Source organism: Peredibacter starrii (genome assembly GCF_034259205.1).
Classification (GTDB): Bacteria; Bdellovibrionota; Bacteriovoracia; order Bacteriovoracales; family Bacteriovoracaceae; genus Peredibacter; species Peredibacter starrii.
In genome coordinates this window covers 4109422-4133615 of sequence record NZ_CP139487.1, presented here as the reverse complement: position 1 = coordinate 4133615, position 24194 = coordinate 4109422, and the positions used below count along the sequence as shown (strand labels likewise).

The 24194-nt window shown below is 43.1% G+C and carries 26 protein-coding genes; 10 read left to right on the top strand and 16 right to left on the bottom strand.

Going from position 1 to position 24194, the window contains the following annotated elements; all coding sequences use genetic code 11:
• Positions 1-41: 41 nt before the first annotated feature.
• From SOO65_RS20645 to SOO65_RS20635, 3 genes are all read right to left on the bottom strand, one after another.
• Positions 42-416, bottom strand: a complete 375-nt coding sequence (locus SOO65_RS20645; RefSeq protein ID WP_321395162.1) for an RNA-binding regulator — start codon at positions 414-416, stop codon at positions 42-44.
• 297 nt (positions 417-713) lie between these two features.
• Positions 714-1016 (bottom strand): RNA-binding regulator, encoded by a 303-nt coding sequence (locus SOO65_RS20640; RefSeq protein ID WP_321395161.1) that lies wholly within the window; start codon positions 1014-1016, stop codon positions 714-716.
• A gap of 136 nt (positions 1017-1152) precedes the next feature.
• Positions 1153-2052: an MBL fold metallo-hydrolase gene (locus SOO65_RS20635; protein WP_321395160.1), complete on the bottom strand. Its 900-nt coding sequence runs from the start codon at positions 2050-2052 to the stop codon at positions 1153-1155.
• A 122-nt stretch (positions 2053-2174) separates the two neighbouring features.
• Between SOO65_RS20635 and SOO65_RS20630 the strand changes: the two genes are divergently transcribed.
• The 6 genes from SOO65_RS20630 (at position 2175) to SOO65_RS20605 (ending at position 9240) form a co-directional block, all read left to right on the top strand.
• Positions 2175-3209 (top strand): ligase-associated DNA damage response exonuclease, encoded by a 1035-nt coding sequence (locus tag SOO65_RS20630; protein ID WP_321395159.1) that lies wholly within the window; start codon positions 2175-2177, stop codon positions 3207-3209.
• Entirely contained in the window at positions 3206-5602 is a 2397-nt protein-coding gene (locus SOO65_RS20625; protein WP_321395157.1) for an ATP-dependent DNA helicase, read from the top strand. Before SOO65_RS20630 ends, SOO65_RS20625 begins: the two co-directional genes overlap by 4 nt.
• A gap of 62 nt (positions 5603-5664) precedes the next feature.
• Positions 5665-6714 carry an aromatic ring-hydroxylating dioxygenase subunit alpha gene (locus SOO65_RS20620; protein ID WP_321395156.1) on the top strand — a complete coding sequence of 350 codons (1050 nt, stop codon included), beginning with the start codon at positions 5665-5667 and terminating at the stop codon, positions 6712-6714.
• A complete protein-coding gene (locus tag SOO65_RS20615; RefSeq protein ID WP_321395155.1) occupies positions 6711-7439 on the top strand; it encodes a hypothetical protein in 729 nt (242 codons plus the stop codon). Before SOO65_RS20620 ends, SOO65_RS20615 begins: the two co-directional genes overlap by 4 nt.
• Positions 7436-8281, top strand: a complete 846-nt coding sequence (locus SOO65_RS20610; protein ID WP_321395154.1) for an SDR family oxidoreductase — start codon at positions 7436-7438, stop codon at positions 8279-8281. Before SOO65_RS20615 ends, SOO65_RS20610 begins: the two co-directional genes overlap by 4 nt.
• Positions 8282-8382: 101 nt before the next feature.
• Entirely contained in the window at positions 8383-9240 is an 858-nt protein-coding gene (locus SOO65_RS20605; protein ID WP_321395152.1) for a ferritin-like domain-containing protein, read from the top strand.
• Here the strand turns inward: SOO65_RS20605 and SOO65_RS20600 are convergent.
• The 8 genes from SOO65_RS20600 to SOO65_RS20565 all read right to left on the bottom strand — a co-directional run bounded on the left by SOO65_RS20600 (position 9185) and on the right by SOO65_RS20565 (position 17143).
• On the bottom strand, positions 9185-10519 hold the full coding sequence (locus tag SOO65_RS20600; protein WP_321395150.1) for a GH3 domain-containing protein: 1335 nt from the start codon (positions 10517-10519) through the stop codon (positions 9185-9187). The genes SOO65_RS20605 and SOO65_RS20600 overlap by 56 nt on opposite strands.
• Complete coding sequence (locus SOO65_RS20595) at positions 10510-11118, bottom strand: acyltransferase (RefSeq protein WP_321395149.1); 609 nt, start codon at positions 11116-11118, stop codon at positions 10510-10512. Before SOO65_RS20595 ends, SOO65_RS20600 begins: the two co-directional genes overlap by 10 nt.
• Entirely contained in the window at positions 11115-11852 is a 738-nt protein-coding gene (locus SOO65_RS20590) for a sterol desaturase family protein (RefSeq protein ID WP_321395147.1), read from the bottom strand. The genes SOO65_RS20595 and SOO65_RS20590 overlap by 4 nt, the downstream gene beginning before the upstream one ends.
• Positions 11849-12865: an aromatic ring-hydroxylating dioxygenase subunit alpha gene (locus tag SOO65_RS20585; RefSeq protein ID WP_321395145.1), complete on the bottom strand. Its 1017-nt coding sequence runs from the start codon at positions 12863-12865 to the stop codon at positions 11849-11851. The genes SOO65_RS20590 and SOO65_RS20585 overlap by 4 nt, the downstream gene beginning before the upstream one ends.
• The gene (locus SOO65_RS20580) at positions 12865-13158 is read right to left on the bottom strand and encodes a 2Fe-2S iron-sulfur cluster-binding protein (RefSeq protein ID WP_321395143.1); all 294 of its coding nucleotides are present in this window, start codon (positions 13156-13158) and stop codon (positions 12865-12867) included. The genes SOO65_RS20585 and SOO65_RS20580 overlap by 1 nt, the downstream gene beginning before the upstream one ends.
• On the bottom strand, positions 13158-14348 hold the full coding sequence (locus SOO65_RS20575) for a P-aminobenzoate N-oxygenase AurF (protein ID WP_321395140.1): 1191 nt from the start codon (positions 14346-14348) through the stop codon (positions 13158-13160). Before SOO65_RS20575 ends, SOO65_RS20580 begins: the two co-directional genes overlap by 1 nt.
• Before the next feature lie 103 nt (positions 14349-14451).
• The gene (locus SOO65_RS20570; RefSeq protein WP_321395138.1) at positions 14452-15489 is read right to left on the bottom strand and encodes an aromatic ring-hydroxylating dioxygenase subunit alpha; all 1038 of its coding nucleotides are present in this window, start codon (positions 15487-15489) and stop codon (positions 14452-14454) included.
• Between the two features lie 130 nt (positions 15490-15619).
• Entirely contained in the window at positions 15620-17143 is a 1524-nt protein-coding gene (locus tag SOO65_RS20565) for a hypothetical protein (RefSeq protein WP_321395135.1), read from the bottom strand.
• A gap of 315 nt (positions 17144-17458) precedes the next feature.
• Here SOO65_RS20565 and SOO65_RS20560 point away from each other — a divergent pair, with 315 nt between their 5' ends.
• Positions 17459-18244, top strand: a complete 786-nt coding sequence (locus SOO65_RS20560; protein WP_321395132.1) for a hypothetical protein — start codon at positions 17459-17461, stop codon at positions 18242-18244.
• 30 nt (positions 18245-18274) lie between these two features.
• Here SOO65_RS20560 and SOO65_RS20555 read toward each other — a convergent pair whose 3' ends face one another.
• Positions 18275-18766, bottom strand: a complete 492-nt coding sequence (locus SOO65_RS20555) for a HutD/Ves family protein (protein WP_321395129.1) — start codon at positions 18764-18766, stop codon at positions 18275-18277.
• A 102-nt stretch (positions 18767-18868) separates the two neighbouring features.
• Here SOO65_RS20555 and SOO65_RS20550 point away from each other — a divergent pair, with 102 nt between their 5' ends.
• Complete coding sequence (locus SOO65_RS20550; protein ID WP_321395126.1) at positions 18869-19102, top strand: hypothetical protein; 234 nt, start codon at positions 18869-18871, stop codon at positions 19100-19102.
• Here the strand turns inward: SOO65_RS20550 and SOO65_RS20545 are convergent.
• Positions 19095-19514 carry a bis(5'-nucleosyl)-tetraphosphatase gene (locus SOO65_RS20545; RefSeq protein ID WP_321395123.1) on the bottom strand — a complete coding sequence of 140 codons (420 nt, stop codon included), beginning with the start codon at positions 19512-19514 and terminating at the stop codon, positions 19095-19097. The genes SOO65_RS20550 and SOO65_RS20545 overlap by 8 nt on opposite strands.
• A 123-nt stretch (positions 19515-19637) precedes the next feature.
• Here SOO65_RS20545 and SOO65_RS20540 point away from each other — a divergent pair, with 123 nt between their 5' ends.
• Positions 19638-20411 carry a hypothetical protein gene (locus SOO65_RS20540; protein WP_321395120.1) on the top strand — a complete coding sequence of 258 codons (774 nt, stop codon included), beginning with the start codon at positions 19638-19640 and terminating at the stop codon, positions 20409-20411.
• Here SOO65_RS20540 and SOO65_RS20535 read toward each other — a convergent pair.
• Positions 20408-20704, bottom strand: a complete 297-nt coding sequence (locus tag SOO65_RS20535; protein WP_321395117.1) for a hypothetical protein — start codon at positions 20702-20704, stop codon at positions 20408-20410. The two genes, SOO65_RS20540 and SOO65_RS20535, sit on opposite strands and share 4 nt — an antisense overlap.
• A 493-nt stretch (positions 20705-21197) precedes the next feature.
• Here SOO65_RS20535 and thpR point away from each other — a divergent pair, with 493 nt between their 5' ends.
• Complete coding sequence (thpR, locus tag SOO65_RS20530; protein WP_321395115.1) at positions 21198-21713, top strand: RNA 2',3'-cyclic phosphodiesterase; 516 nt, start codon at positions 21198-21200, stop codon at positions 21711-21713.
• On the opposite strand, the gene SOO65_RS20525 is transcribed toward thpR, so the two are convergent.
• Complete coding sequence (locus tag SOO65_RS20525; RefSeq protein ID WP_321395112.1) at positions 21704-22072, bottom strand: response regulator; 369 nt, start codon at positions 22070-22072, stop codon at positions 21704-21706. The genes thpR and SOO65_RS20525 overlap by 10 nt on opposite strands.
• Positions 22069-24129 carry an ATP-binding protein gene (locus SOO65_RS20520; protein ID WP_321395109.1) on the bottom strand — a complete coding sequence of 687 codons (2061 nt, stop codon included), beginning with the start codon at positions 24127-24129 and terminating at the stop codon, positions 22069-22071. Before SOO65_RS20520 ends, SOO65_RS20525 begins: the two co-directional genes overlap by 4 nt.
• Between the last annotated feature and the right edge of the window lie 65 nt (positions 24130-24194).

Below are 24194 nucleotides of genomic sequence, written 5' to 3'. Positions count from 1 at the left end.
CTTGCGAGGGCCTCATTTTTCAATTTAATTGAAAGTTGGTATTACCAACGGTTTCCACCACGGTCACCACCGCGATCGCCACCACGGCCACCACCGAAACCACCGCGTCCACCACGGTCTCCACCGCGATCGCCGCCACGGCCGCCGCCGAAACCACCAGTACGTGGCTCCATAGGACGAGCTTCGTTAACAACTAGAGAACGGCCACCCATATCTGAACCGTTAAGTTTTTCGATAGCTGCAGCTGCTTCGTCGCCAGAAGACATTTCTACAAATCCGAAACCTTTTGAACGGCCAGTATCTCTGTCCATTACGATTTTAGCAGAATCTACAGTGCCGAACTTTGAGAAAAGCTCGTTCAATGCATCGCTAGTTGCTGAGAATGGTAGGTTACCAACGTAAATTTTGTTACCCATAAATACCTCCTTAAGGCCCAGGGACGCGCTTTCAGAGGATCATGAGCGACATTGCTCGAAGAACACTTACAGCGACAAGTAATAGGAATTAATTAGCACTAATTCCTCATCCAAGCATAGCATAATTTTAAAGGGTTATGAAATTTAAAGGTGGTTTTTAGAATGGGCGTAAAACCCCTTAAATTCTCAAAATCGGGAAGCGGAGCAAAAGGCCATTGAAAACAGTAGGTTGGTCCTAAAAAAGAAAACCCCTCCCGTTTCGGGGAGGGGTTCAGACAATTTGAATAAGGAAAAAAATTACCAGCGATTTCCCATCGGACGGGCCGGACGGGCACCAGTCGACTCACGCTTTTCCATAGGGCGGGCCTCATTAACAGTCAGGGCACGTCCACCCATATCTGAACCATGAAGCTTTTCAATTGCAGAGTCGGCCGCAGATGCATCACTCATTTCTACGAAACCAAAACCTTTTGAACGGCCAGTTTCACGATCAGTGATGATCTTTGAAGAATCAACTGCTCCGAATTGTGCGAACACCTCAGAAAGAGATTCGCTTGTTGTGCTGAAAGGAAGATTACCTACATAAATTTTCTTACCCATTTCAAAACCTCCTAAGGCATGGATAGCGTAAAGAGGATCTGGGTAAAAACACCATAGATTCTCTGACACGACTGACGATTACCTAACATCATTCGCTGATCAAAGGACACTAAAAGTATTCTAAAGTTTTAGATGCCTAGCTTAATCCAAGACCAGACAGATCATCTGAATCAAATGGAAGTTGATAATCAGTGGAGAGCAAATTTCTTTGTAGCCCTTCCTTGAGTGAAAGATACTCAATCGCATCGTGAGCACAGAAGATTGTGACGTCATGTGAATGAGAAGCAGCGAGATGACGAAGTCGTTGTTGATTCATGAGTCGCATTGGTCGATTGGCCTCTACCAATTTCTGATAAGCGCGAAGTCCTGGAGTGCAGTGATAAGTGCTGTCCATTTCTCCTCTGTAAAAGTATGCGTCTCCGGCGTGGAGGAGCCAACCCTGATCAGTATGAATCGCCACTCCGGCATGACCTTCGGTGTGACCAATAAGTGGAACTAATAAAATTTCTGGTGGAAGATCTTCCAGATCACGAACCGCCTGAAAGCCAAACCAACGTTCGCCTTCTGGATAATAGGTGTTCCAGTGTTTAATATTTTTGAGCTGTGAAGGTGAGTAACGATTTTTACTTAAATAGGTATCACGCTTTTGAGCGGCATCGCTTTCAGCATGCATAACGTGAACTTTGGCATTCGGAAAATCATCGATTCCACCTGCGTGATCAAAATCTAAATGAGTGAGGATGATGTGTCTTACGTCTTCTGGTTTGAAACCCAATGCTTTAATTTGATAATGAGCAGTCTCCTCTTCTTTTAGAAGTGGACGCACCAGTTTGTGGAAGAAGTTAGTAATTCGTTCGTGGGATTTATGAATGTCGTTTAACCCAAGACCTGTGTCAATCAAGACCAGACCTTTTTCAGTTTCAATCAGTAGAGTATGACAAACCAAGCGGGCCGGACCTATTCCAGGAGTCATACCATCCATCAAGTGACCGCCATACGGACAGAAGGAGGCACAGTTCAAATGGTGGATACGCATGATAACTCCTTGATAAGTTTGATTTGATTATGATTGAGGATTCGTTTTGTGTGAATGCGAAGAGAGTCATTTAGCGCATTTGCTTTCTTGAGTTTCATTCATCGTTATGCAAAAATCCCTTCATGTTTCAATCCGCTCCCCTCATCACCTGGACTGAGAAAGGTCTTTATTGCGCGGCCGGCGATTTCTATATCGATCCACATCGCGCGGTTGATCTGGCCATCATTACGCATGCTCATAGTGATCACGCCCGTCGTGGTTCAAAGAAATATATATGTATCAGAAGTGGTGAAGGTCTCCTTCGCTCAAGACTTGGACAGAAGATCGAAGTTGAAACTTATGAGTATGGAGAAACTTTCTATTTAAACAATGTGAAAGTCAGTATGCACTCTGCTGGTCACATTCTGGGTTCTGCTCAAGTGCGAGTAGAGCATAAGGGTGAAGTGTGGGTCGCTTCCGGTGATTATAAACGTGATCCGGATCCGAGCTGTGATCCTTTTGAGAATGTGAAATGTGACATTTTCATTACGGAAGCCACTTTTGGCACGCCGAAATTTGTGTGGCAAAAAAATCTAGAACACGGTCGCATGATTCATGAGTGGTGGAGCAATAACGAAAAAAGAGGATTGAACTCGATTCTCTTTGGATATTCTCTTGGCAAAGCTCAAAGAATTCTGGCGGAACTTCATCCGCATGCGCATAAACCAGTTTTAATTCATAACTCGATTCACGACTTAAATGAATGTTATCGTCGTGAAAATCGAAAACTGGCGGACACTGTGCTTCTGATGGATAAAATTAAAGAACTCATTTTTGATCAACGCCTTCAAGGCGAACTGATTCTTGCTCCTCCCTCAATCTTATCAGAGAGCTGGATTCATCATTTAGGAAATTATAGTAAGGCCTTTGCTTCAGGTTGGATGCAGGGTGGATGGCGAAACAATTATGATAAAGGTTTCGTTATGTCCGATCACGCTGACTGGAATGATCTTAATCTAACCATCAAAGAAACTGGGGCGAAAAAAGTTTACGTCCAACATCGTGACGGTGCTCTTATTCGCCATCTGAAACTTCAGGGCATTTCGGCCTATGCAATTGATGAATTACATATTGAGAATTTTCAGCCTAAAGTGGGCGAGAATCTTGTTTTAATATGAAAGTCATTAAGCTTTCTCTTCAGGATTTTGCCATGCCTTCTCCTTTGCGGGGAAGTATTGAGCCTTCTTCTGGTTACAAGACCAGCATGGAAAAGGGACGTGAGCTTCATCAAAAAATTCAGGCAGAGAGAATTGCTGAAATTCCTGATTACGAATCAGAAGTGAGTATTAATCACTTTTTCGAGCGTGATGGTTACCGCTTCGAAGTTTCGGGGCGTATGGATGGATTTACTCCCGGTGATAAACCTCACATTGAAGAAATCAAATCAAGTTTTAATATTTTTGATCTGGGTAAGACCTTGCGGGATAAACGCATGGATCACCCTTATTATCTTCAGCTTCTGACCTATGGGTATTTTTATTGGGTCCAAAATGATGTGAAACCTGATTTAAGTTTTCATCTGGTTTCTTCTCGCAGAGAGGAAAGCCAGGATGTGAGTGCTTATCTTGATCGCTATGAGTATGAATCGTGGCTTGATCGAAGATTAGATGAGTTGGTGGAAAACGCCATTAAGGCCGAGAAGCGTCTAGCGCGAAGAATTAAGCTTTCAGAAAATATGCCATTTCCTTTTCCAACTCCTCGTCAAGGACAAATGGAACTCATTCAGTTCATTGAAGATGGAATGGAGAAGCAGAAGCGCATGATGATCCAGGCACCAACTGGTCTGGGTAAGACCATGGGTGTGTTGTATCCTTCGCTTAAAGAATCTTTGAAGCGCGGGCAGCGAGTGATTTACATCACTCCTAAAAATAGTCAGCAGTCGGTGGCAGAAGAGGCGATTGAAAAACTTCAGGTGAAAGGGTGCAACGCTAAATCACTTACCATTACCGCAAAAAGTAAGATGTGCATGAAGGCCGAGCCTTTATGTAATCCAGACTACTGTGAGTTCGCCAAAGGTTATTACGATAAACTTGCAACTCATGATCTTCGTAATGAACTCCATAAGAAAAAGAAACTCACTTCTCGCGTGTTTAAAAACATGGCGGAGAAATATGAAGTCTGTCCATTTGAGCTTCAGATTGAAGCGATTGAAGAAGCGGACACGGTCATTTGTGACTATAACTATATCTTTGGTCATGAAGGAACCATCGGGCGCTTGAGTGCGACAGGTTATTCGCAAGAGGGAAGACCCAATCTCGCGATTGATGAGGCCCATAACTTACCTAGCCGAACGATGGGTCAGTTCTCTCCGGTGCTTTCAAGTTACGCGATTGAGACCATGCGGGAAGAAATGAAAGATCTTCCTAAGAAATTTGCCCGGGATGGTGAAGAGCTAATTGATCTTTGTCTTATGACGATCAAAGAGGCGAGTCCAGACAAGGTGGAAACCAAATCATTGAAACTCGATATTGATCCCTTTCTTGCTGTAAATGAAGAACTAAAATCGTTCCTTTCGAGATACCTGGAATCTGACGTCGAAATTAAGGCGCGCGATGTGGTCTTACGTCTGGTGTTTTATTGGAGTGAATTCTCCGACACTCTCATGACGGTGGGAACCACTGATTCAGCGTTTTTCATTACCGGTCAAAATGATGGAAAGAATCGTTCGATTAAGATTACCTGTTGTGATGCTTCGGAACTGATCAAAGATCGTTATGATCATTTTCAAAATGTCGTGGCCTTCTCTGCCACTCTCAAGCCATTTGATTACTATGCGAAGCTTGCGGGTCTGGATGATGAGAAACTAGTTCTTGAAGAATTTATGTCTCCTTTCAAAGCGGAGAATAGAAAAGTTCTGATCATTCCTCAGATTTCAACCAAGTTTTCAGTGAGACAACAAAACTATCCTAAAATCGCGGAAACCATTCAAAGAGTGGCGGGCCTTAGATCTGGAAATTATCTGGCGTTCTTTCCAAGTTTTGATTTCATGGAAAAGACTCTCGCGGCCTTTAAAGTACCGGCGGGTTTTACTGTCACAAAGCAGAACCGCTATATGAAAAATAGCGATGTGGAAGAAATTCTGGAGAAGCTAAAAGCGCAAACACATCCTACGATTCTCTTTGGAGTCCAGGGTGGAGTCTTCTCAGAAGGAATCGATTATGCCGGAGATATGGTGATCGGTGCTTTTGTGATTGGACCGCCATTACCAAGCTTTGATTTTGAACGCGAACGCATGAAAGATTATTATGAGACCTCTTATCAGGCGGGTTTTGATTATGCCTATACCTTCCCGGCCATGGCCAAAGCAGTACAGGCAGCGGGGAGAGTTATCAGGACTGAAAGCGACCGAGGCATCATCGTTTTGATGGATGATCGATTTCTTGAAAAAAGTTATTCGCAATCTCTGCCTCAAGACTGGTTTGAGGCATCACCAAGGGAGCTTGTATCAAGTTCCATTCTTAATGATGTCAGTAGCTTCTGGTCCAAGCTTGAAGATACTAAAGTAAAGTAGTCGCCTAACGACAAAATCACCCTATCTCGACGGCCATCCGGTTCACTCTTAAAATTTTAAGGATGTACGCTGTTAAAAACCAAACTACCCAGCCCATCCAGGACTTCCCAATTTTTAATAATTGGAATGAAGTGGCCTATGGTTGGTACTATGCTTTGCCTTCACATGAACTCCCTATTGGTGGTGTGAAGTCGTTGCAGTTGTGTGGACAAGAGTTGGTGATTTTCAGAGGCGAAGACGGAAAGGTCGGAGCTCTCGATGCGTACTGCCCACACATGGGAACTCATCTCGGTAAAGGAAAAGTAGTTGGTAATTCAGTTCGCTGTTTTTTCCATCACTGGCAATTTAATACCGAAGGCTCGTGTATCAAAGTTCCTTGCCAGGAAGAAATTCCGGCCAAGGCAAAAGTTCCATTCTACTCTGTGACCGAAAAGTACGGGGCCATCTGGGTCTATCCGGACGCGAATCCAAAACATGAGTTAGTCGATTTTCCAGAAATTAAGAATCACCAAGATACTGTGATTCATTTCGGAAAGAGTTATGAGAGAACCTGCCACCATCATGTGACCATGATCAATGGTATCGATCCCCAGCACTTAAAGACCGTTCACAGTTTAGATATTGAAATGAAAGTGGACATCGCTGAACCTGAAGAGGGGAACTTGATGGACATTACTCTTACGGGAAAAATCGGTGAAGGAAATCTCTTTGAGAAAATTTCAAAACTCTTACTGGGCCCAGAATATTCCTATTCGATGAGATATGATCACGGAAACAACGGCTTCCTGACGCTGATGAAGGACGTCTATTTCTTTGGAAAGAAGTGGCCGACTTTGCATATGATTTTTGCTTATCGTCCGATCGCAAAGGGACGCATCCTGGTGCAGCCAATATTTGTGACAAAGAAACGCTCAGGGCCTTTTGGTAAATTCATCGAGCGCGCTCTTATTGTGATGACAAAGATGGGATTCAATTCCCTGCAAGGTGAGGACGGAGAAGTGTATGAGAACATGCGCTTTTATCCCGGAACTCTTCTTGCCATTGATCGTCCGGTCGCTCAATACATTCAGTACGTAAATAAACTTAAATCTTCACCTTGGAAGTTACCATGAGAAAAGCTTTAACGGCTTCCACGGTCAGAGTGAAAAAACTCAAGCGCCCAGAAATTGAGCGCATGTATCAACTCTTCTCTGAATACTACCAGAACCATACATTAGAAACTTTTGAGCATGATCTTTATGAAAAGAACCATGTGATCATTCTGCGTGATAAACACGATCGATCGATTCAGGGGTTCTCAACTCTTTTGCGAGTGCCACTTAAGAAGGCCGGGAAGAATGTCCTGGGTGTTTATAGTGGTGATACAGTAACAAATAAAGAGTACTGGGGATCTCCTGCTCTGGGGATTGAGTTCTTAAAATATCTCTGGAAATTAAAAATGAAGAGACCCGGAACTGCGGTCTATTGGTTCTTAATTTCTAAGGGCTATAAAACCTATCTTTTGATGGCGAACAACTTTGCTTATCATTATCCCCGCCACGATCAGCCAACTCCTCCAGAGTATAAAACACTGATGAATGAGTTTTATGCCAAGAAATTTGGGGAGCATTATCATGCCGACACTGGCATTATTGCTTACGAAGGTCGATCATGCGCTCTGAGAGAACATGTGGCCGATATTACTCCTGAGCTTTTACAAGAGCCTCGGGTCGCGTTCTTTCAAAAACAAAATCCTAAGTGGCAGGATGGACATGAGTTAACTTGCATTGCCAAGATGACGGTCTGGATGCCATTTAAATACGCTTTAAAGAAAACATTTCAAGTGAGACGAAAATGAGAAAAGTTCTAATTACAGGTGCCACTTCTGGCTTTGGTAAACTTCTGGTGCACGCGTTCCTTCGTAATGGAGATCACGTTATCGCCACTGGAAGAAATCTCACTTCAAGAAAAGAAATTTTTGAATCGGAAAGAAAACCGAATGCACGTCTGACTGAACTTTCAATGGATGTGACGAATAAAGCTGAAGTTGCTTCTACGATGAAAGAAGTTGAGGCGCAGTTTGGCTCAATTGATATTCTTATCAATAACGCGGGTTACGGTCTGTTTGGTGCATTGGAAGATCTGCAAGAAGAAGAAATCCGTTATCAGATGGAAGTAAACTTTTTTGGGACTGTGAATGTCACTCAGGCCTTTCTTCCGCTTTTGAGAAAGTCTCGCGGGAAGATTTTTAACTTCTCGTCAGTTTTTGGTTTTATGGGGTTCCCTCTGACGAGCCTTTACTGTGCCAGTAAATTTGCCGTGGAAGGTCTGACTGAATCGCTTCGCGGGGAGCTTGCCCCTCATGGCGTGCAGGTTTGTCTCATCGAGCCGGGTGGGTACCGTACCAATTTCGGTCCTAATCTGGCGTGGAGTATGAAGAATCCAGCGAGCGTTTACCGTCAACAATTCGAAAATTATAAGAAGATTCATGCTAAGATCTCTGCCCGAAAACCTCAGGAACCAACCGAGGTTTCTGAAGGTATTTTAAAGCTATCTAAACGTTCGAAACTGCCGATGAGGAAGGTGTTCGGTAAGGACGGTGGCATGAGCTACGTTCTAAGAAGATTTCTTCCTACCGGACTTTATTACGGCATTATGGATGTAGCGTTTAAAAAACTATTCACTGGGAAGATTGCTTGAAGTTTCCTCATCTCTTTCTTTCAAATTTGCCTAAGGAGCAAAAGGAGTTTTTAAATCTCCTGGAACTCACGGCAAAGGTCCATGGGGAGACCAGAAACCCTATGGGAAAAGAGAATGTACCGATTTGGGACGAAGATTTTTTCAATGTGAAGAACTCTGAGACCTGGAAGTCACTTTCAGCAGAAATCAGAAATTCAATTCTCGTCTCTCTCGGCCAAAAAATTCTCCAGGAAGCCTACTTCATTGAGTGCGCCGGAATGGCCTATGCGGGGAAAATGAATCTCGCGGCCAAAAATAAAGAAGAGCGTGAGTTCTATTGCTTTGTGGGAGAAGAAGAGGCGAAGCACCTTAGAATGGTGGAGTCGCTTGCGAATTTCAGCACCTCATTGGAAAACATTCCTTCATTCTCACTTCTAATTGGTGAGATCATTCAGGAAGCACAAAGAACTTCTCACTTACTTCTGATCCAGATTCTTTTAGAGGGATGGGGACTAAACTACTATAAGACCTTGGCCAAAACTGCGAAGGACGAGAACGTTGCCCAGACTTTCAAGAACATCGTTAAAGATGAAATTCGTCACCATTCTGCAGGAGTGATTCTGTTTTCGAATCACAAAAACGGCATGAGTGATAAAGAAGTCGATGAGTTCTTGGGCTACTTTGAGCGCATCTCTTTTATGGTTAAAGTTGGTCCTTATAGCATTTGTGAAGAGGTCTTCCGTCAGAAGAAAGATCCTACCGAAGAAGAATTGAAGAAGTTTCTAACTGAGATCAATGCGGTAGTAGTCACCAGTGGGAAGATGGAACTTTTAGGGCAACTTATCGCGAAGAGCCTACCTGACGCTGTCTTAGAAAAAGTGAAGGCCAAGGGATATTTGACTGCGATGTCATTGGAAGAGATGACTAGCGCGCTTTCGCAATCCATTCCCGGAGTTTTTGCACTTGCCCCGAATCGCTAATCAGCATTCGTTCTTTGATGTCACCTAACTGCATTCCTTGAGACTGATAAAATTCCAGATACTTTTGACGGAGATTTTGAACTTTGATGATCTTGACTTCCTTGAGTTGATTTAACTCACGGGCCAGGTTGTAGTGATAGTTCTCGCGTAGACCTTTTTCAATCTCATGAGTTTCTTCAATGTAGGCCTCATAATAGGGAAGAGTCTCTTCTTGATTAGGAACCAGTAACATTGGAAATGGAAAGAGTTCGCGAAGAACAGTGTCTGAAAGCTTCTCGCCCGCGAGGTCTGAGTGATTACCTGTTCGCCCGAGAAATTTTAATACCGGGGTCTGGTAGTAAAAACCGGTGACCTCCACCTCATCTAAGGTGTTGTAGCGAAGGAAACCATTCACGGTACTCGTGAGGACGATGTATCGATGATTTCTTTTAATTTCATGGAGTGGGTGAATCTTTCCCTCCGAGTCTAAGAATTCAAGATAAGTTTCATTCAGAAGAGGAAGATCACCATTGGCCTCGGACCAAGGAATAGTAATGGGAGCTTCAGTTAAAAGAAGACCTTTACCTTGGATTTTTACTTGAGGGAATTTGGTTTTAAGGGTCCTGGCCGATAGCTCAGCTTGAGCGCTGGTCCAGCAAGAAATGAGTTTAAGTTCGGGCCAGATTTTCTCCCAGTCGGGGTTTTTCACTAGTCCTTGAGTCTCCATAAAATCCAAGACACTTAAAAAGTAAGTTGGGCTCCAGATTGAAATGACTTCGAGGTCCTTGGCCTTTAAAAGATCCAGCGAAATTTTCTTCAGAAATTCTTCCGAGGTGCGGGCCTTATGCTGATTTGGATTAGATGCCAGAAATGGATTTAAAAGCCAATTCACCATGGGGGACAGGTATTGGCGATCATCTTTAACGGAGTCACCTATTTGTGGTGAAACACTCATAAAGAATTTCCCGGATTTGAGTCCTAGGCCGGAATGGAAAACTAAATCATGGGCCCACAAGAGGAACATGTTCTCAAAGGATTTCAAAAGGGCCTTGGTATAAGGGATTTTCTTTTTAGTGCCAGTTGAGCCAGAGGTCGTTTCATAAAAAATCACATCAGGAAATTTGAGATTTTCATAATCCTGATATGAAGTTGGTCTATCGGGTAGGGTACCAAGTTTTTCTTTTAGGCGCGCTTGTGCATAAGCTGGATTTTTACAAGCATCAATAAATTCTTTGCGCTTAATGGTAGCAAGAAGTGCGAGTGAGGTTTTAACCAACAGAAAGGGAATGCTCACGGCCATTCGCCACGCCAGTAGATTCTGGACTTCGGTTTTAGTTTGGTACGAGGAGCTACAATGGCACCAGGCCCGATTTGTGAATCAGCACCAATAAAGGACTTTTCTCCAATCTTGATGGTCTTAATGACGAGGGCCGGTTGTCCCTCAATGTCCGCCACCATATGAGAACACATGGCCGTGATATGTCCAAAGACAGAGTAGTCGCCAATCTCTACTAACCCGCGATCTACAATTTCAACTCGTGGGGTCCAGAAAACACCTTTCCCAACTTTGCTTCCCCAAGCGCGCAGCCAAGCCGAATAAAGGCCGGGTACAAAATGCAGAAGGCTTTCAATCCATGGGCAAGCAATGAATGGATACTGAAACATATGTGAGGCCCACCAGGGATTATATTTCTTCTCAGAAAGAATCCAGTAGCCATCAGTGAAAGGGAAAAAGAAAAAATGAATCCGATGAATCAAAAGCGGCAAGAGATAGATGATGAAAATAAGTACGAATGGATCAATCCCAGAGAAGTCCGCAAACATCTTCCCCATCCATCCGAAGACACAGATGATGTAGAAAAGTGGGAATAATGAAACTAAACGTCCGCCTAAGGTCATTTGTTCACCTTCCACGGAGTGAAAAGTTCCGTCCACACGTTTCGATTTGAGATTCGTTCTAGTTCTTTGTTCTTTACTTCATTAGGTGAAAACGTGCCGTGAATTTTGTCCCACCAACAGAAGTTCGCACCGTAATTGCGATTTCTTCCAACCAGAGAATGATGAAACACATGTTGTTCCGGCATAATCAGGGCCCAACTAAGAGCAGAATGAAGAACCTGAGGTTGCTTCACACCACTGTGGCGCCAGAGATCCAAAGCGAAAGTGAAACCAAGGCCCAGCATAAAAGGAGTGCTGTCTTTTAAGAGATACATTCCAATGATCTGAGACCAGACATAAACGAAGAGAAATGAAGTGATCATGCTATTACGAGAAGTCGCAAAGACATCCAGGTGACGAGAGCTATGGTGCATGCGGTGGATGAACCAATAGTGGCGACGATGAAATAAGCGGTGATTCCAGTAATAAAGGTAATCAACCAGCACAAAGCTCAGCATGAATTGCACGAAGGCATTGATATCAAGTTTCCCGGCAAAGCGGGGCAAGAACTCATAGAGGAAAGGAACAGTTATGAATGGTACTGCAGGGATCACTACACCTTGAATGAAGAGTCCCGCCATATCTGCGGTCCATTCTTCTTTAGTGCGGGAGAAGGTCGCGTTTCTTGTTTCGTCGTTCAAAAGACCGATGATCGTGAGGGCCGAAAAGGTGAGGAAAAGAATAACGAGGTTCATACCCAGAATTCAATCTCCGCTTCTTTTCGAGGGAGAAGTTTGGGGTCTCGTCCTTCCTGAATCTCGGCCTGAATCGATTCAATCCAAGTGTGAATGAGATCTGCCGGAGAATTTTGAAAGTGAGCACCATACTTCTTGATGGTCTTCATTTGGTTATCAAGTATCTCTACGTCCTGGCCAATAATGACTTTCGCCTGCCATCTGACCAGAGGTCGACTAAGCCAAGTCCAGATTCCGTAATTATAAGTAAGATCGGTATAAACCAGGGTCTCTTCTTCATTTACCGGCACTGATTGTGAAGTAATGATGAAGTGGTTCTTCCCGCCAAAGTAATAGTTCACAGTGGTCACATTAGGAGCGAAGAACTCATCAGTGTGACCAATTTCGTCCCCATTAGGATTTAGAAACCATGAGAACCAGCCGAAGTTTTTCTTTTCGTTCTTATATGTCACCTTCACACTGCCGTTAGCGCGTTCAATCAGAGCACCGAATTTTTCGTGTTTGGCATCACGGAAAATCTTGGGATGAACGAAAGTGGTATGAGGAATATCCACAAAGTTTTCCGCACAATTCGTTACATTGTTTTTAAAAGAGTGCTGAAGACGAATGGTGGTGTAACCCGGCTTCTTATGACAAGGCATGGGAAAAGGTTTTACCTCTGGGTTCTCCGAAGAGAGGCGGACATAGATGTAATCTTCTTGCTCCAGGACTTCATAACTCTTCGAGCACTTGTTTCCAGGCTTAAAGGTCGGGCCCATAGAGGGAATATGTACGACCTTTCCATCAGTATCATAAGTCCAGCCGTGATAAGGGCACTGAAGTTTTCCTTCAACGACTTTACCGCGAGAAATCTGGGCCGTTCGGTGTAAGCATTTATCTTGAAGAGCGGAGATCTTTCCTTCATCGTTACGGAAAATAGCGAGCCATTCACCCATAAGCGAGCGCGAGATAACTTGGTTCTTTGCAAGTTCATGGCTTTCAGCAACGATGTACCAGAAGTCTTCGCGTTTCATCAGATATCGGTCTTTTTAATTTTGATATTGGTATTAATGTGAATCTGACAGGCGAGACGGACTTCATCTCTTCCTGGGGCCATCGCTCCTAGAAATTCCTTCTCATCATGAGTTCTCTCATGGAGTGGTTTCTCTTGATCGACAACTTCAATGGCACAGGTGCCACAGATACCGATACGGCATCCAAAAAGAATAGGAGAGTTGTGAATTGTCAGTTTCTCCGAAAGGCAGTCACCTTCTTTCAGTTCAACTGGTGCCTTATCCGAATCCAGGAATTCAATCTTGCAGCTCATTAAGCGGCCTTCTTCTTAAAGCTCTCAAAGGCCTTGCGATTGGTCTTAAGATGTTTCTCAAGATTATTGCTCGCCATAAGAGTGAGTTCTTTGTTTTCTTTATTTATATAATGGAAGTCCTGAAGATAAGCTTTGTAGCTATCCACTGACTCGCGATGAGTTTTGTAACTCGCGAGCATGCCTTCGCTTTCTTCACAGAACGCGCGACGAACGGCCTCGACGGCGTCGTTGTGGTTCATGTTGAAGACTTTTGAGCGCATCAGTTTATAAATCGTTTGATAGATGGCAGGGTCATACCAGAAGATACCGTTGATCGCAGTTGAGAAGTTATAATGATCCTTCTGACACCCTTGAAGGGCCATATTACCAATGATGCTTTCAATCTTAGATGGTTTAGGAAGAGAGTTAATCACATCATGAGACACGATCGTTGATGTGTTGAAATGGAATGACTCATCGATAAAGTGATAATAACTGATCTTCGAGGGTACTGGGGCGTTGTCTTTATCAGGGTGTTCAGTGAAATAGCGTGAAAGCTGATGCTGAACGATTTTACCGTTAAGAGTTCTAAGACCTCTCACTGTGAAATACTGACAACCTACGAATGCGGAGTTTGCAGAGATGGCGGTGAAGGCCTGAAGCTGCCATTTTCTCCACCACTGTTTGAATTCACTTAAATCTGAAAAGAGCATGGTCTTTTCAAACGGAGTTCGCATTGGATAAGTAAAAATTCTCTCGCCGAAAACTTCTTCTTCAAACTTTTCACTCACCGTTTTGAAGGCATGAATGTGAGCGCGCTCTTGAGCGGATTCCAAATCCAATGTATCGCAAACCACCCGGAAGTCTTCCATCCCGTAAAGAGCTGCTGCACTGGTTTGATTAAAGAAGATAGTTGCGATCTCAGCAGAAATAATCTGCGAGTAGTAAGCAATCCAGAATAGTTGATTGAGTTTTACTTTCTGATCTGGGCTCGCTTGCTCCCAAATCCAGGTTTTATAGAGAAGAGAAAAGCGTTCAGGGTTCCACATCTCATTTTTGCAGGCCTCATGATTATAATCTTTTGAAGCTTGATCCATCATCGCCGTTTGATCGAGTTCTTTACTACGCTTCAAAGCGATCTCAATTCGCTTCATCGTTTTTTGATCATCAGCAAGACAGATGTTGTGACGTTGGCTCAAATTTCTGTTCATGAGAAATCCCTGTAAATATTGAGTAATTTCAATCTCTTTTCGGTCGTTTCCGGCCAAAAATGAACGGTCTGAATGAACTCTAAGCTACCGGAATTCCGAACAATTAACTGTTAACGGTCTCTTTTTTAGGAACTGCTTGAAACTGGGAGTACTTGGTCGCCTCATTTTGGCGCTCATAGTGTTCCACAAAATCAATAATCGCTTTATCGGCCCGGATTGGAGTTTGATACTTAAAATTGATTCGAGTGAAGATGATGGTGTCGCCTTTAGCGAAGTAATCACCAACGAGTTTGGTTGCGAATAACAGGATTGGGTTCACAAGAAGACCCATAAGTCCCTTGCGTTTTTTAGTCACAAGAATGGTTTGTCCTTCGGTCTTTCCATCCAAAGTCGGACGAAGTGCGAAGATGATATAGAAGTGTAAAAAATCAGGTCCCACCATTACCGAACCGGTGTGGCCCCACCAATAAGTCATTTCATAAGTCAGCGCAGATTTATAAAACTTTTTAGCAAATTTAAGAATGGCGTTCTTCTCTGGCATTGGTGTGATGTTTGAGAACTGAATACAGCGATCAGTCAGCGGAGTTACTTTCATATCCAGATCAACAATTAGTTGGTGAACTGAACGAAAATGTTGAATATCAATGGCGTTAATCATCACCACATTCGGGTGACAATTCTTAACAAAATTAGATCCAAGTTTTGAGTCGAGTGGGATGCCTACGAGTTCAGGTACAACTGGAACTTGCTCAGTATCTTCCTCGTGTCCTGTCCAAAGCCAGATAAGACCATAGGCCTCACGAACCTTATGTGATTTGAGACCCGGCATATTGCCGATTTCTTTTTGCGCCGGAATTTCCGAGCACTTTCCAAGCTCGTCATACTTCCAGAAATGGAAAGGGCAGCGAATGGAATTTCCTTCAACAAAACCGTCACAAAGGTGAGCGCCCATGTGAGGACAATGAGCATCGAAAGCACGAACTTGATCGTCTTCTCCACGATAAAGAACCAGATCAATCGTTAGAAATTTTGCGGGATAGGCCTTACCACGTTTCACTTCATCCGAACGCATGAGCCAATACCAGCCCTCGGGAACGAAACCGTTTACACCAAATTTTTTGATCTTTTCAAAGTAGGCCATACAACAATTTTAGTGTACGAAGGGACGTACTACTACTCCGGCAAATTTGCTTATTTATCGACGAAAAGGCCCCACTTCTTGAGCTGGACATAAAAAAAGGGAGGCACACTGGCCTCCCTTGGTGCTTTTTTTAGTGAACGAACATGTCAGGTAGGCCAAATACTGCTGAAGTACCTGGGCTGTACTGGATAATTCGCTGAGCGTCCGCCATATAACCTGGCTTCTGACCTTCTGCACTTGGAACGTATTGTTTCCAGGCATTGTTGTCCCAAGCAATTGATCGACCGCGAGTATAGTTTCGAACAACAAGGTTTTCGCCTTTTTTGTTCTTAATGGTTTTCTGAACTTCGCCACCTTCAAAGTCTGTTGCCATGAGAACGGCAAGAGAAGTTGGTGGATTGTTATAAAATGCCGGAACATTGATTGTGACAGTTTCACCTGAAACAGGATCTCTCACTTCCGCAATTCCAGAAACAACTGCCTTCATGTTCTTAATCCCTTTATCAAGATTCATTGGACCATCTTCCTGGAACATGATCGGGTTTAGAGACATTGCTGGAGATGACTCACGACCTTGAAGGTAAGAATTCGAACGGTCAAAGTACACCACCGAATTTTTAAGTGCGATGTAGGCCTGTTTCATTAGCTGAGAACCGTATTGAGAACCTTCATAGTTTCTGAGTTCAAGAAAGCGCTTAGAAACTGCACGACGAACTAGAGTGCTGCGCTCTTTGTCAGTCATACCAAGATCATCTTTTTTAGAAGCGAAAATGCTTGAATCAATTCCAAAGTGGGAACCCATCTCGCCCGCGAGTGTAATCGCCTGGTCTTGGTTATAAGCACAGTAAACAAGAATGTTGTGTTGAGCACGTGCCAAAGATGCAATCGTGAAATTGATTTCTGCAGGACCATGACCTACGAAGCGATGAATTTCATCGTCGAATGTTCCCGTCCCAAAGGCCATCTTGTTGTCCCAGATAAATGCTTTATGAGCACCATCTTTTGAAAGCGCAGTGATGCGATTAGAAGCTTCTGTGATGGCCGGGATAATAGTCGTCATCAAGAAGTTCTGTACCTGAGAAATAGAATGAAACTGCTGAGACTTTGTCATCTCAACTGATGGTTCGGTGAAGAACTGAATTGAAGCGTCAGTTTGTTTGGTAGGAAGGAAAGTCTTAAGACCAGAAACCATAGTGCGAACTGCCTGAACCGCTGTTACGTGAGTTGATTTATTTCCTAAGAAGCCTTTGCCTTCTTCAAAGAGAGGGCGCAGACGCCATACAATTCCGCGAAGAGGAAGGGCCAGTTGCATTTGTGCCAGAAAGTAACGAGTGTCTTCAGAGTAAGAACCGTATTTGCCTTGAGAGGCCTTTAGAAGAGCTTCCATCTGATCACCAGTTTTCACTTGTAACCATTCCTCACGAAGTTTTTGAAGATCTGCGCTCATATCACTATTTGAGAAAGAAGATTGGCTGGCAATTTTTCGATTGGCCTTGGTCCATTCTTTCTTCTCTTTGATGAATTCGGCGTCGTCAAAAGAAGCTTCTTTAAAACTTGGAACGTAATAGTTTTTGTAGTCTTCTTTTTTGCCAGCAGCAAATGCTGAAGCAGAAAGAACAACCGACAAACCGATGCTCTTCACAAAGTGATTCATGAGTAACTCCTGAGTGCTTAATTTGAGATAAACTCCTTAATTTTAGGGGCACCATTCCCTAAATTCAAAGCTCTTTCATTCTCTCTTAAATTCCAGTGCTGACAGAGACTGGAAAAAAAGTCGCAGTACGATCGTCAGTTATGAAGTTTCATGAACTTGAGCACTTTGCCTAGAGAACTGCCTAAGGAAGATTCCGACCGGAAAGATCAGAAGCAGGAGCTTTTTTCCATAAGATGTGGGCATTGCCCATTTTTGTAAATGCTGAGCGGAGAGGCCCGACAAGCCATTCATTGAATATTCTCAAAAGGATTTTTTATGAAGAAACTCGCGTTTAGTTTCCTATTCATCTCTGGCTTTGCAATGGCCAATGACCTTCAAGTAGCTGTCAAGAATTTCAATTTCACATATACAGATCCTCATGGTGAAGGATCGGCCGCTTCTTTTTCTCGTATGGCCGGCGTACAAGTGAGTGTGGATAAAGTTGATAAAGATTTCAACCTTTTGGTGACAGGAGCTGAAACGGCCGAGTTTACTCTGAAAGATGCCCCTGGTTTTATGACCGAGGCCCAGACAATGATTGTTAGAGACTTCAATCTGGATTTCGGTGCTCGCACGAGTCTTTCTCTTCTTCAAGGTACTTTCAACTCAAAAGATGACAGCATGAAGTTAGACAATTTATCGCTTAACTGTGATCGTAAGGTCGCCCATGAGGAAGTGATGGATCAACTGATTGGTGGTTGTATTCAAAAGATGACTTTTAAGACATCAAAGTTTTCTTCTCAAGCGGAAGAGGGTGTAATGGAAGCGCTTTCATCGGCGTTGGATAATACAAAAGCAAGTCTGGGCATCAATTCAGTCGCTCTGAATGCGACGAATGGTAAATTTGATCTTGCGGCAGAAGTAAAAGCTCAAATCTCAGGCAAGGTCAAGGCCAATGGAAATGTAAGTTACAATGCAACGACTGGTCTTCTTACACTTCAAATTTCGGAAATTAAATTTGGTCTATTCAGTGTGAGAGGCAAAGTTTTTGAAGAGCTTAAAATGAAAGAAAGTGAAAAACTTAAAGTAAGAGAGCCTTACGTTTATTACTCAGTAAAATAAGTCTCATAAGGCCGGTCATGCCGGCCTTTTTTATTTTTTAGTGATCCAAATTCCGATGTGTTCATCTTCTGGAAAATCCACTTTAACTTCTTCATTCTCAAACTGATATAAAGTTTCAGATCGCGTGTGATAGGCAAATTGAGCACCTGTCAGATTTTTGGTGATGAGGACTTTCGCAGTTGCATAGTTCCTTGCGGACATTACGTTAAAATCGATCAACGATCCGCCAATCAATCTGCAATCAATCGGAGTTTCACCGGTAAACTCCAGCACCCTTCCTTGAAGGAGTATTTCCTCTTTATTGGGAAATAGGAGACGACATCCTTCGCCTTGAAGAATTAAAAGCTTGCGATCGATGCCAGGAAAGAAAGAAAAAGGTCCATCCTTTTCAACCTTCGCTCGCGAGATTCTTATAAGAAATCCGCCTTGAGCATCGGGCAAGCGGAAAAGTTCAGTGGTTACTCCTCCACCGTTCTTCCAAGGCATTTCAGTAAAGTCTTCTGCACTAAAACGTTTCACCATATTTCCTCTGAGGCAAAGTTACCAATTGAAGATTAAAGTCTGACACAAATTCCAATAATTAGCGATGGCATCGATGATGCAAAACGATCTTGGAGGATTTTTATGGATGATACAAAACCAACTGTAGAGGGTAAGCAACCTAAATTAAAAATTGCTCATATGAATGTGAGACATGGTCTTCATGACTATCATGATGGGTCTAGTTTGAATCACAATCTGGGAAACGATGATTATTTGGATGGTTGCAACCTACCAGAAGAAGCTGATGAACTTGTTTTTGATGGCGGCTTCGCTCTCGGAAATTTGGTTGAGCAAGAAGATGATGATGTTAGTTAGCGATAAGCTTCTGGGCCCAATCTAAAACTCGTTGAACCCTAGGAACTAATAACAATCTGGCCTCTTCATATGAAACCCAACGATACTCATGATGTTCGATGACTCCCGTAATGGGGTTTGGGACAAATTTTATTTCGACCTCTTCCTTGACCTCAGCGAGGTAGTAACGGGCAACTTTTCCTTTGCCGTAAACCTCGGTTTCAATGAATTTTTTCCCCTGAACAAACTCAATATGCGATATCCCAGTTTCTTCCTCAAGTTCTCTTACTGCAGCGACCTGGGCATTTTCTTCCGCTTCAACCATGCCCTTCGGAAAGTCCCAGTAACTGAAAGCGCGTAGGATCAAGAATTCCCACTCTGACTTTTTCTTTCTTATAGGTATGATTCCTGCTGATAAATGCGTCTGATTCATCTCATCATCTTAGCTTAACCACAGTGTGTAGCAATGTTTGCAGCGTCACTGAAAGATTTTGTCATAGTGGAAGTTGTTGCTCAAAATCCAGAGCGTGTTAGCCTGAAAGTCTGAGAGGTATTTATGATTAAATCAATTATTCTCGCTTCAATCATGTCGACGTCTGCTTTGGCCGCCACTATTGTTCCGTTCGAACGAGATGTGGCCAGAATTGATCGCTACAACTACATCACTGCTCGCAATGATGCTTCCACGGTTTTTCGTACCGAGTACGGGGCCGATGATAATGCCGTCCTTTTTAAACGTGGCTTTAGTTTCACTAACTTTGGTCCTAATGACATCGTTCCAACTGAACCTAATGACTCTTTTGAATATCCCACTCGTGATTTCTTCTTCGTTACAGATGATGGCGCTAAACGCGATACTTATCTTTGGATGACTGATTACGTTGGCTCAGGCAGAACATCAGATTATTTTGAAACCATGCTTGTGTTCTTACCTCGTGTAGGTCAGATGCACGTAGAAGAGCAGGATCAAAACCTTATCGTCACCCTTAACACTGGTGAAGAGATGGTGGTCTTCAAAAAGTATAAGACTCTCATTGGTGGAGTGATGACTGAGCAGCCGGTGGATTTAAATCCGGACCGTGCTCAAAGAAAATTTGCTCAGATTGATTATACTGGAAAAGGAATTATGTTGAGATCGGATGCCAAGGGTGCCGATCCTCGGCTGGCAAAAACTGTGACTGTGTTCAAGAAAGGGCTACCAGGTTGTAAAATCCCGGGCCCAACTTTTTGGACCCAGGATGGTCATCCGAAATTTAAATTCGTAAACGATGAAGATGCCTACACTGTCATTAAAGACAAGTGTGGCGCTCAGTACATGCCTGAGATCTAATCGATCTTATAAGAGTCAGAAGCAACGTCGTAAACCATTACACCCGAAATTTCATCGCCGTTCTTGATGCTTGGTTTTCCAGGATAAGCAAGGACGGCATTCTCTAAATCACCTTCAAACATCGGACAAACAACACTCGCTGAGAAGTGTCTTGTGATGCTTACTTGAAATGTGAAGTGAGTTTCATACACTTTAAGCTTAGTAACTTTACCAATGAATTGGGCCTCAGGATTACAGTCAGCAAGTGCAGAGAATGAGAAAGCAACTAGGATTGAAGCGATGAGAGTTTTCATGATTACCTCGTGTTGGGTTAAGGAATTTATGCGGGCGTTATAGCATAATTTCCCGGCCCTTCTGTTAAGGTGCGGTTAAATCTACTCGGTCTCAATGGCGAGGAGCAGGCTGACCCATTCCGAAAATGCACATAGTATCTGTTGCTATGGAAAGGGTCCTAATCTTAACAATTTTTCTAATACTTAGCTCCTGTGCGGACGTCACAAGGCCCGGGAAAAAAGTCCATTTTGTAGAATCTGATAAAGGTGCCGCCGATTGGCAGGACAAGGCCGATTTTCTCGAGGCCAAACATGATTGCGAGTACATAGGCTTCGCAGATGCCAAAACCTCATATTTTCCTCCGTCCTATTCCCAGCAAGAAAACGAGGTCCACGCCGCCCTTCGAAATCGAGCGGCCAAGATGGGTGGAAATCTTGTGATCTCAAACTTTTACCGAAAACCCGCTCAGGGTATTGTTATGAATTGCCCACCGGAATATTTCAAAGTCGAGCTATGAGATTATTCATAGGACTCGAACTAACCGAATCGATTAAAGAGAATCTGGCCCATTACATCGCCAAACTTCCTCAGGGGAGAAAGGGCTGGGAAAATCCACATGATTTTCATCTCACACTTCTTTTTATCGGTGAGACCTCTGAAGAGAATGTCATTTCAATTCTTGATCGAATGAAAGACGTTTCATTCAAACCTTTTTCAATTCAAATTGGGCCCATCAAATTTTTTAATCGTCGTGTAATGTATTTGAGTATTTTGCCTTCAGAGGAACTTCTGCTGCTTCAAAAAGAGGTGGAAGAATTGTTTCCGGAATATGTTGATCCACATGGGAAAAGTTTCATTCCTCATATAACTGTGAAGCGTTGGCAGCGTTATGAATATGATGAACTGGCGGAAGGGCTAAGGCTTCATCCCTTAGAACCGATTCCACTCGATGTGAATACCATCTCACTCTTCAAATCAGAAAAGGATCAAGATAATCGGAAGTATCATGTGATAGGCCGTCAGATTTGAAGAACGGCCTTGATCTCATTGAAGTTAAGTGGTTTTGAAAAAAAGTGCTCAATATTGAGAATCTTCATATCGTCTTCGTAATCATCCATCAGATAGGCGCTAATAAAGGCTATTCTGCCTTTGTAACCCCGGTTTCTGAGCACACGGGCAAATTGCACACCATTAATCTGTGGCATGTTGATATCGCTTAAAATGTAGTCGTAAACATCATTTGGTCTGCGTGCGAGATCGTCCAGACACTCCTGAGGATTGCTAAAAAAATCGATGTGAAGTTTGCCGTCAGCAATTTCATCTTCAAGCATGACCTTAAAAATGAAATCCACATCCTGTTCATCATCTAATACTAATATGCGCTTCATGATTTTCCTCGAAATGGGATGAACATAATGATTTCTGTGTATTCGCCTTCATTGGATTGAACTTCTAAAGTCCCACCGTGCTGTTTAACAATTTCGTAAGCAAAGTTTAATCCTAAACCTGTGCCTTCGCCAGGTGGTTTAGTCGTGTAAAAAGGAGTAAAGACCTGACTTAAGTGGACCTTCGGAATACCGGTACCGTTGTCGTAGATTCTTATCTCAAGCCCCCCATCTTTTGGATTAAGTGAGATTTTCAAATGGGCCATGAAGTGAGAATCAGCATTGATCTTCTTAATCATGGCATAACAGCTGTTATCCAGGATGTTGATAAACACACGACCTAGATCAACCGGGTTACCTCTAACAATGATTTTGTTATCAGGCTTTTCAAGCTCAACCTTGATTCGATTATTCATCTTCGGACGATAGTTCGCGAGGACGAAATCTAAATTGGTCTTAACAAGCTCTGTCATGTCCACTAAATGCTGATGGCCTTCTTTAGAGCTTCTCACCTGAAGAAGAAGGGTCTTGATGATGTTATCTACACGCTGACCGTTATTGAGGATGATTTGATTACTTTCACTCAAGCGAGAAATGGCTCGGGCCGATTGTTCATCCATGTGAAGTTCAGCTTGTGCGATCTTGTTTAATTGCATGACGATGATTTCGGCAGCATTACAGATGAGGTTAAGTGGGTTTTTAATTTCGTGGGCCAGACCAGCAGACATGAAACCCAGGGCCGCAAGTTTTTCTCTTTCAATAAGTTGTTCTGATCTTTTTTGTACCAGGACCTCAAGTTCTTCTTTGATCTTGGTGTTCTTATCCAGCTCGTGACGATAGTTCTGGAAGTTCTCGTTCACCACTTCAAAGAGAATATTAATACTCTGAATGAGTTCATTTACTTCCAGCACATCTGATTCAACGTAATGACCTGAGATACTTTTATTTGAACCAATGATGAGGGTATCTCGTTTAAGCCAGCTCAGAAGATCTTGAATTGGATTCAGGAACTTTTTACGGTTCTCGCGCAGGAAGTAGAGAAGGGCGAGCAGGAAAATGAGAATCACGGTCAGAAGTGTGAAGAAGAGAGGAAGGATGCCTTTGTAAAATGACCAGGCACTCTGATAAATCACTATGTACCAAGGCAGAAGTTCTGACTTGAAGACCTTGAACACCATGAAGGTGCCCTTATGATTATGATGAACTAGTTTGTGATGATGAGCAAAGTCTTCAAGTTGGGCCAGTGGAAGGAAGAGATCATCTACCTTGCCCTTATAAACAAGATTAGGAGCGATAAGAGAGTGGTCTTCAGAATGCAGATCCATAAGGATCCTGCCATCTCGTCGCTCAACAATCATCAGGCCAAGGAAATCAGAAAAGCCACGAAAGACTTTTTCTACCAGGCTCGTTCCGAAATCAATTCCAACGACACCCATTAGTTTTTTGTTGTTGTCATAAACGGCCTTCCCAATGGAGAAGAGCCAGCGCTGAGTGTAGGTCTTATCGTAGTAGGCACCGATGTAGGTCAGTTTGCCCTTATTCTTTACTGACTGGTGGTACCAAACTTCTTCTGGATTTTTGAAATACACATCGTGCTTAAAAAGTTGGATGTTGTAGTCATTGATATTGAAAGGTTTAGAGAGTGTTTTGAAATTATAGTTTTCGGGTTTACGGGCGACCAGAAAAACCAGCCCGGGTGGGCTACCAATCATCTTATAGGCCCGCTCAGGTGAAAGCGCCATCCAGATATCGAACTGAGAAGCATTGTAATTAATCGCAGCGGCCATCAAAGTGCCAGAATTCATCTGATCGATTTTTCCCATCTCAATTTCTTTCTTCATGATAGCTTCTGCCATCAACATGTTGTTGCGGGCATTACGTTGCGAAGAAGTGATTTGAGTATTGGTTCGATCGCCGAGAGAATCGAGATTGTTTTCGTTCGTGCGGTAGATGTGCATGCCGTAGATCAACACACTCACAATTGCCATTGTGATAAGTCCTAGGGCGAACAAGAAGAACGCCTGCTTAATGAATTGTTGAATTGATCTCATGCTTTTCATTATTCAAGAATATGTTGGCGATGCAGCAAATAAGCTTAGTGATTGTAAACCGTGAGGAGAGTTGA

Bases quoted from the DNA above. Each gene is read 5' to 3' on its own strand.
- SOO65_RS20630 (WP_321395159.1), top strand. From the start codon at position 2,175: ATGTTTCAATCCGCTCCCCTCATCACCTGGACTGAGAAAGGTCTTTAT.
- thpR (WP_321395115.1), top strand. From the start codon at position 21,198: ATGAGATTATTCATAGGACTCGAACTAACCGAATCGATTAAAGAGAAT.
- SOO65_RS20585 (WP_321395145.1), bottom strand. From the start codon at position 12,865: ATGAAACGCGAAGACTTCTGGTACATCGTTGCTGAAAGCCATGAACTT.
- SOO65_RS20595 (WP_321395149.1), bottom strand. From the start codon at position 11,118: ATGACCTTAGGCGGACGTTTAGTTTCATTATTCCCACTTTTCTACATC.
- SOO65_RS20590 (WP_321395147.1), bottom strand. From the start codon at position 11,852: ATGAACCTCGTTATTCTTTTCCTCACCTTTTCGGCCCTCACGATCATC.
- SOO65_RS20605 (WP_321395152.1), top strand. From the start codon at position 8,383: ATGGGAAAAGAGAATGTACCGATTTGGGACGAAGATTTTTTCAATGTG.
- SOO65_RS20560 (WP_321395132.1), top strand. From the start codon at position 17,459: ATGAAGAAACTCGCGTTTAGTTTCCTATTCATCTCTGGCTTTGCAATG.
- SOO65_RS20610 (WP_321395154.1), top strand. From the start codon at position 7,436: ATGAGAAAAGTTCTAATTACAGGTGCCACTTCTGGCTTTGGTAAACTT.
- SOO65_RS20600 (WP_321395150.1), bottom strand. From the start codon at position 10,519: ATGGCCGTGAGCATTCCCTTTCTGTTGGTTAAAACCTCACTCGCACTT.
- SOO65_RS20535 (WP_321395117.1), bottom strand. From the start codon at position 20,704: ATGAAAACTCTCATCGCTTCAATCCTAGTTGCTTTCTCATTCTCTGCA.
- SOO65_RS20550 (WP_321395126.1), top strand. From the start codon at position 18,869: ATGGATGATACAAAACCAACTGTAGAGGGTAAGCAACCTAAATTAAAA.
- SOO65_RS20545 (WP_321395123.1), bottom strand. From the start codon at position 19,514: ATGAATCAGACGCATTTATCAGCAGGAATCATACCTATAAGAAAGAAA.
- SOO65_RS20570 (WP_321395138.1), bottom strand. From the start codon at position 15,489: ATGGCCTACTTTGAAAAGATCAAAAAATTTGGTGTAAACGGTTTCGTT.
- SOO65_RS20640 (WP_321395161.1), bottom strand. From the start codon at position 1,016: ATGGGTAAGAAAATTTATGTAGGTAATCTTCCTTTCAGCACAACAAGC.
- SOO65_RS20645 (WP_321395162.1), bottom strand. From the start codon at position 416: ATGGGTAACAAAATTTACGTTGGTAACCTACCATTCTCAGCAACTAGC.
- SOO65_RS20635 (WP_321395160.1), bottom strand. From the start codon at position 2,052: ATGCGTATCCACCATTTGAACTGTGCCTCCTTCTGTCCGTATGGCGGT.
- SOO65_RS20575 (WP_321395140.1), bottom strand. From the start codon at position 14,348: ATGAACAGAAATTTGAGCCAACGTCACAACATCTGTCTTGCTGATGAT.
- SOO65_RS20525 (WP_321395112.1), bottom strand. From the start codon at position 22,072: ATGAAGCGCATATTAGTATTAGATGATGAACAGGATGTGGATTTCATT.
- SOO65_RS20580 (WP_321395143.1), bottom strand. From the start codon at position 13,158: ATGAGCTGCAAGATTGAATTCCTGGATTCGGATAAGGCACCAGTTGAA.
- SOO65_RS20565 (WP_321395135.1), bottom strand. From the start codon at position 17,143: ATGAATCACTTTGTGAAGAGCATCGGTTTGTCGGTTGTTCTTTCTGCT.
- SOO65_RS20555 (WP_321395129.1), bottom strand. From the start codon at position 18,766: ATGGTGAAACGTTTTAGTGCAGAAGACTTTACTGAAATGCCTTGGAAG.
- SOO65_RS20625 (WP_321395157.1), top strand. From the start codon at position 3,206: ATGAAAGTCATTAAGCTTTCTCTTCAGGATTTTGCCATGCCTTCTCCT.
- SOO65_RS20520 (WP_321395109.1), bottom strand. From the start codon at position 24,129: ATGAAAAGCATGAGATCAATTCAACAATTCATTAAGCAGGCGTTCTTC.
- SOO65_RS20620 (WP_321395156.1), top strand. From the start codon at position 5,665: ATGTACGCTGTTAAAAACCAAACTACCCAGCCCATCCAGGACTTCCCA.
- SOO65_RS20615 (WP_321395155.1), top strand. From the start codon at position 6,711: ATGAGAAAAGCTTTAACGGCTTCCACGGTCAGAGTGAAAAAACTCAAG.
- SOO65_RS20540 (WP_321395120.1), top strand. From the start codon at position 19,638: ATGATTAAATCAATTATTCTCGCTTCAATCATGTCGACGTCTGCTTTG.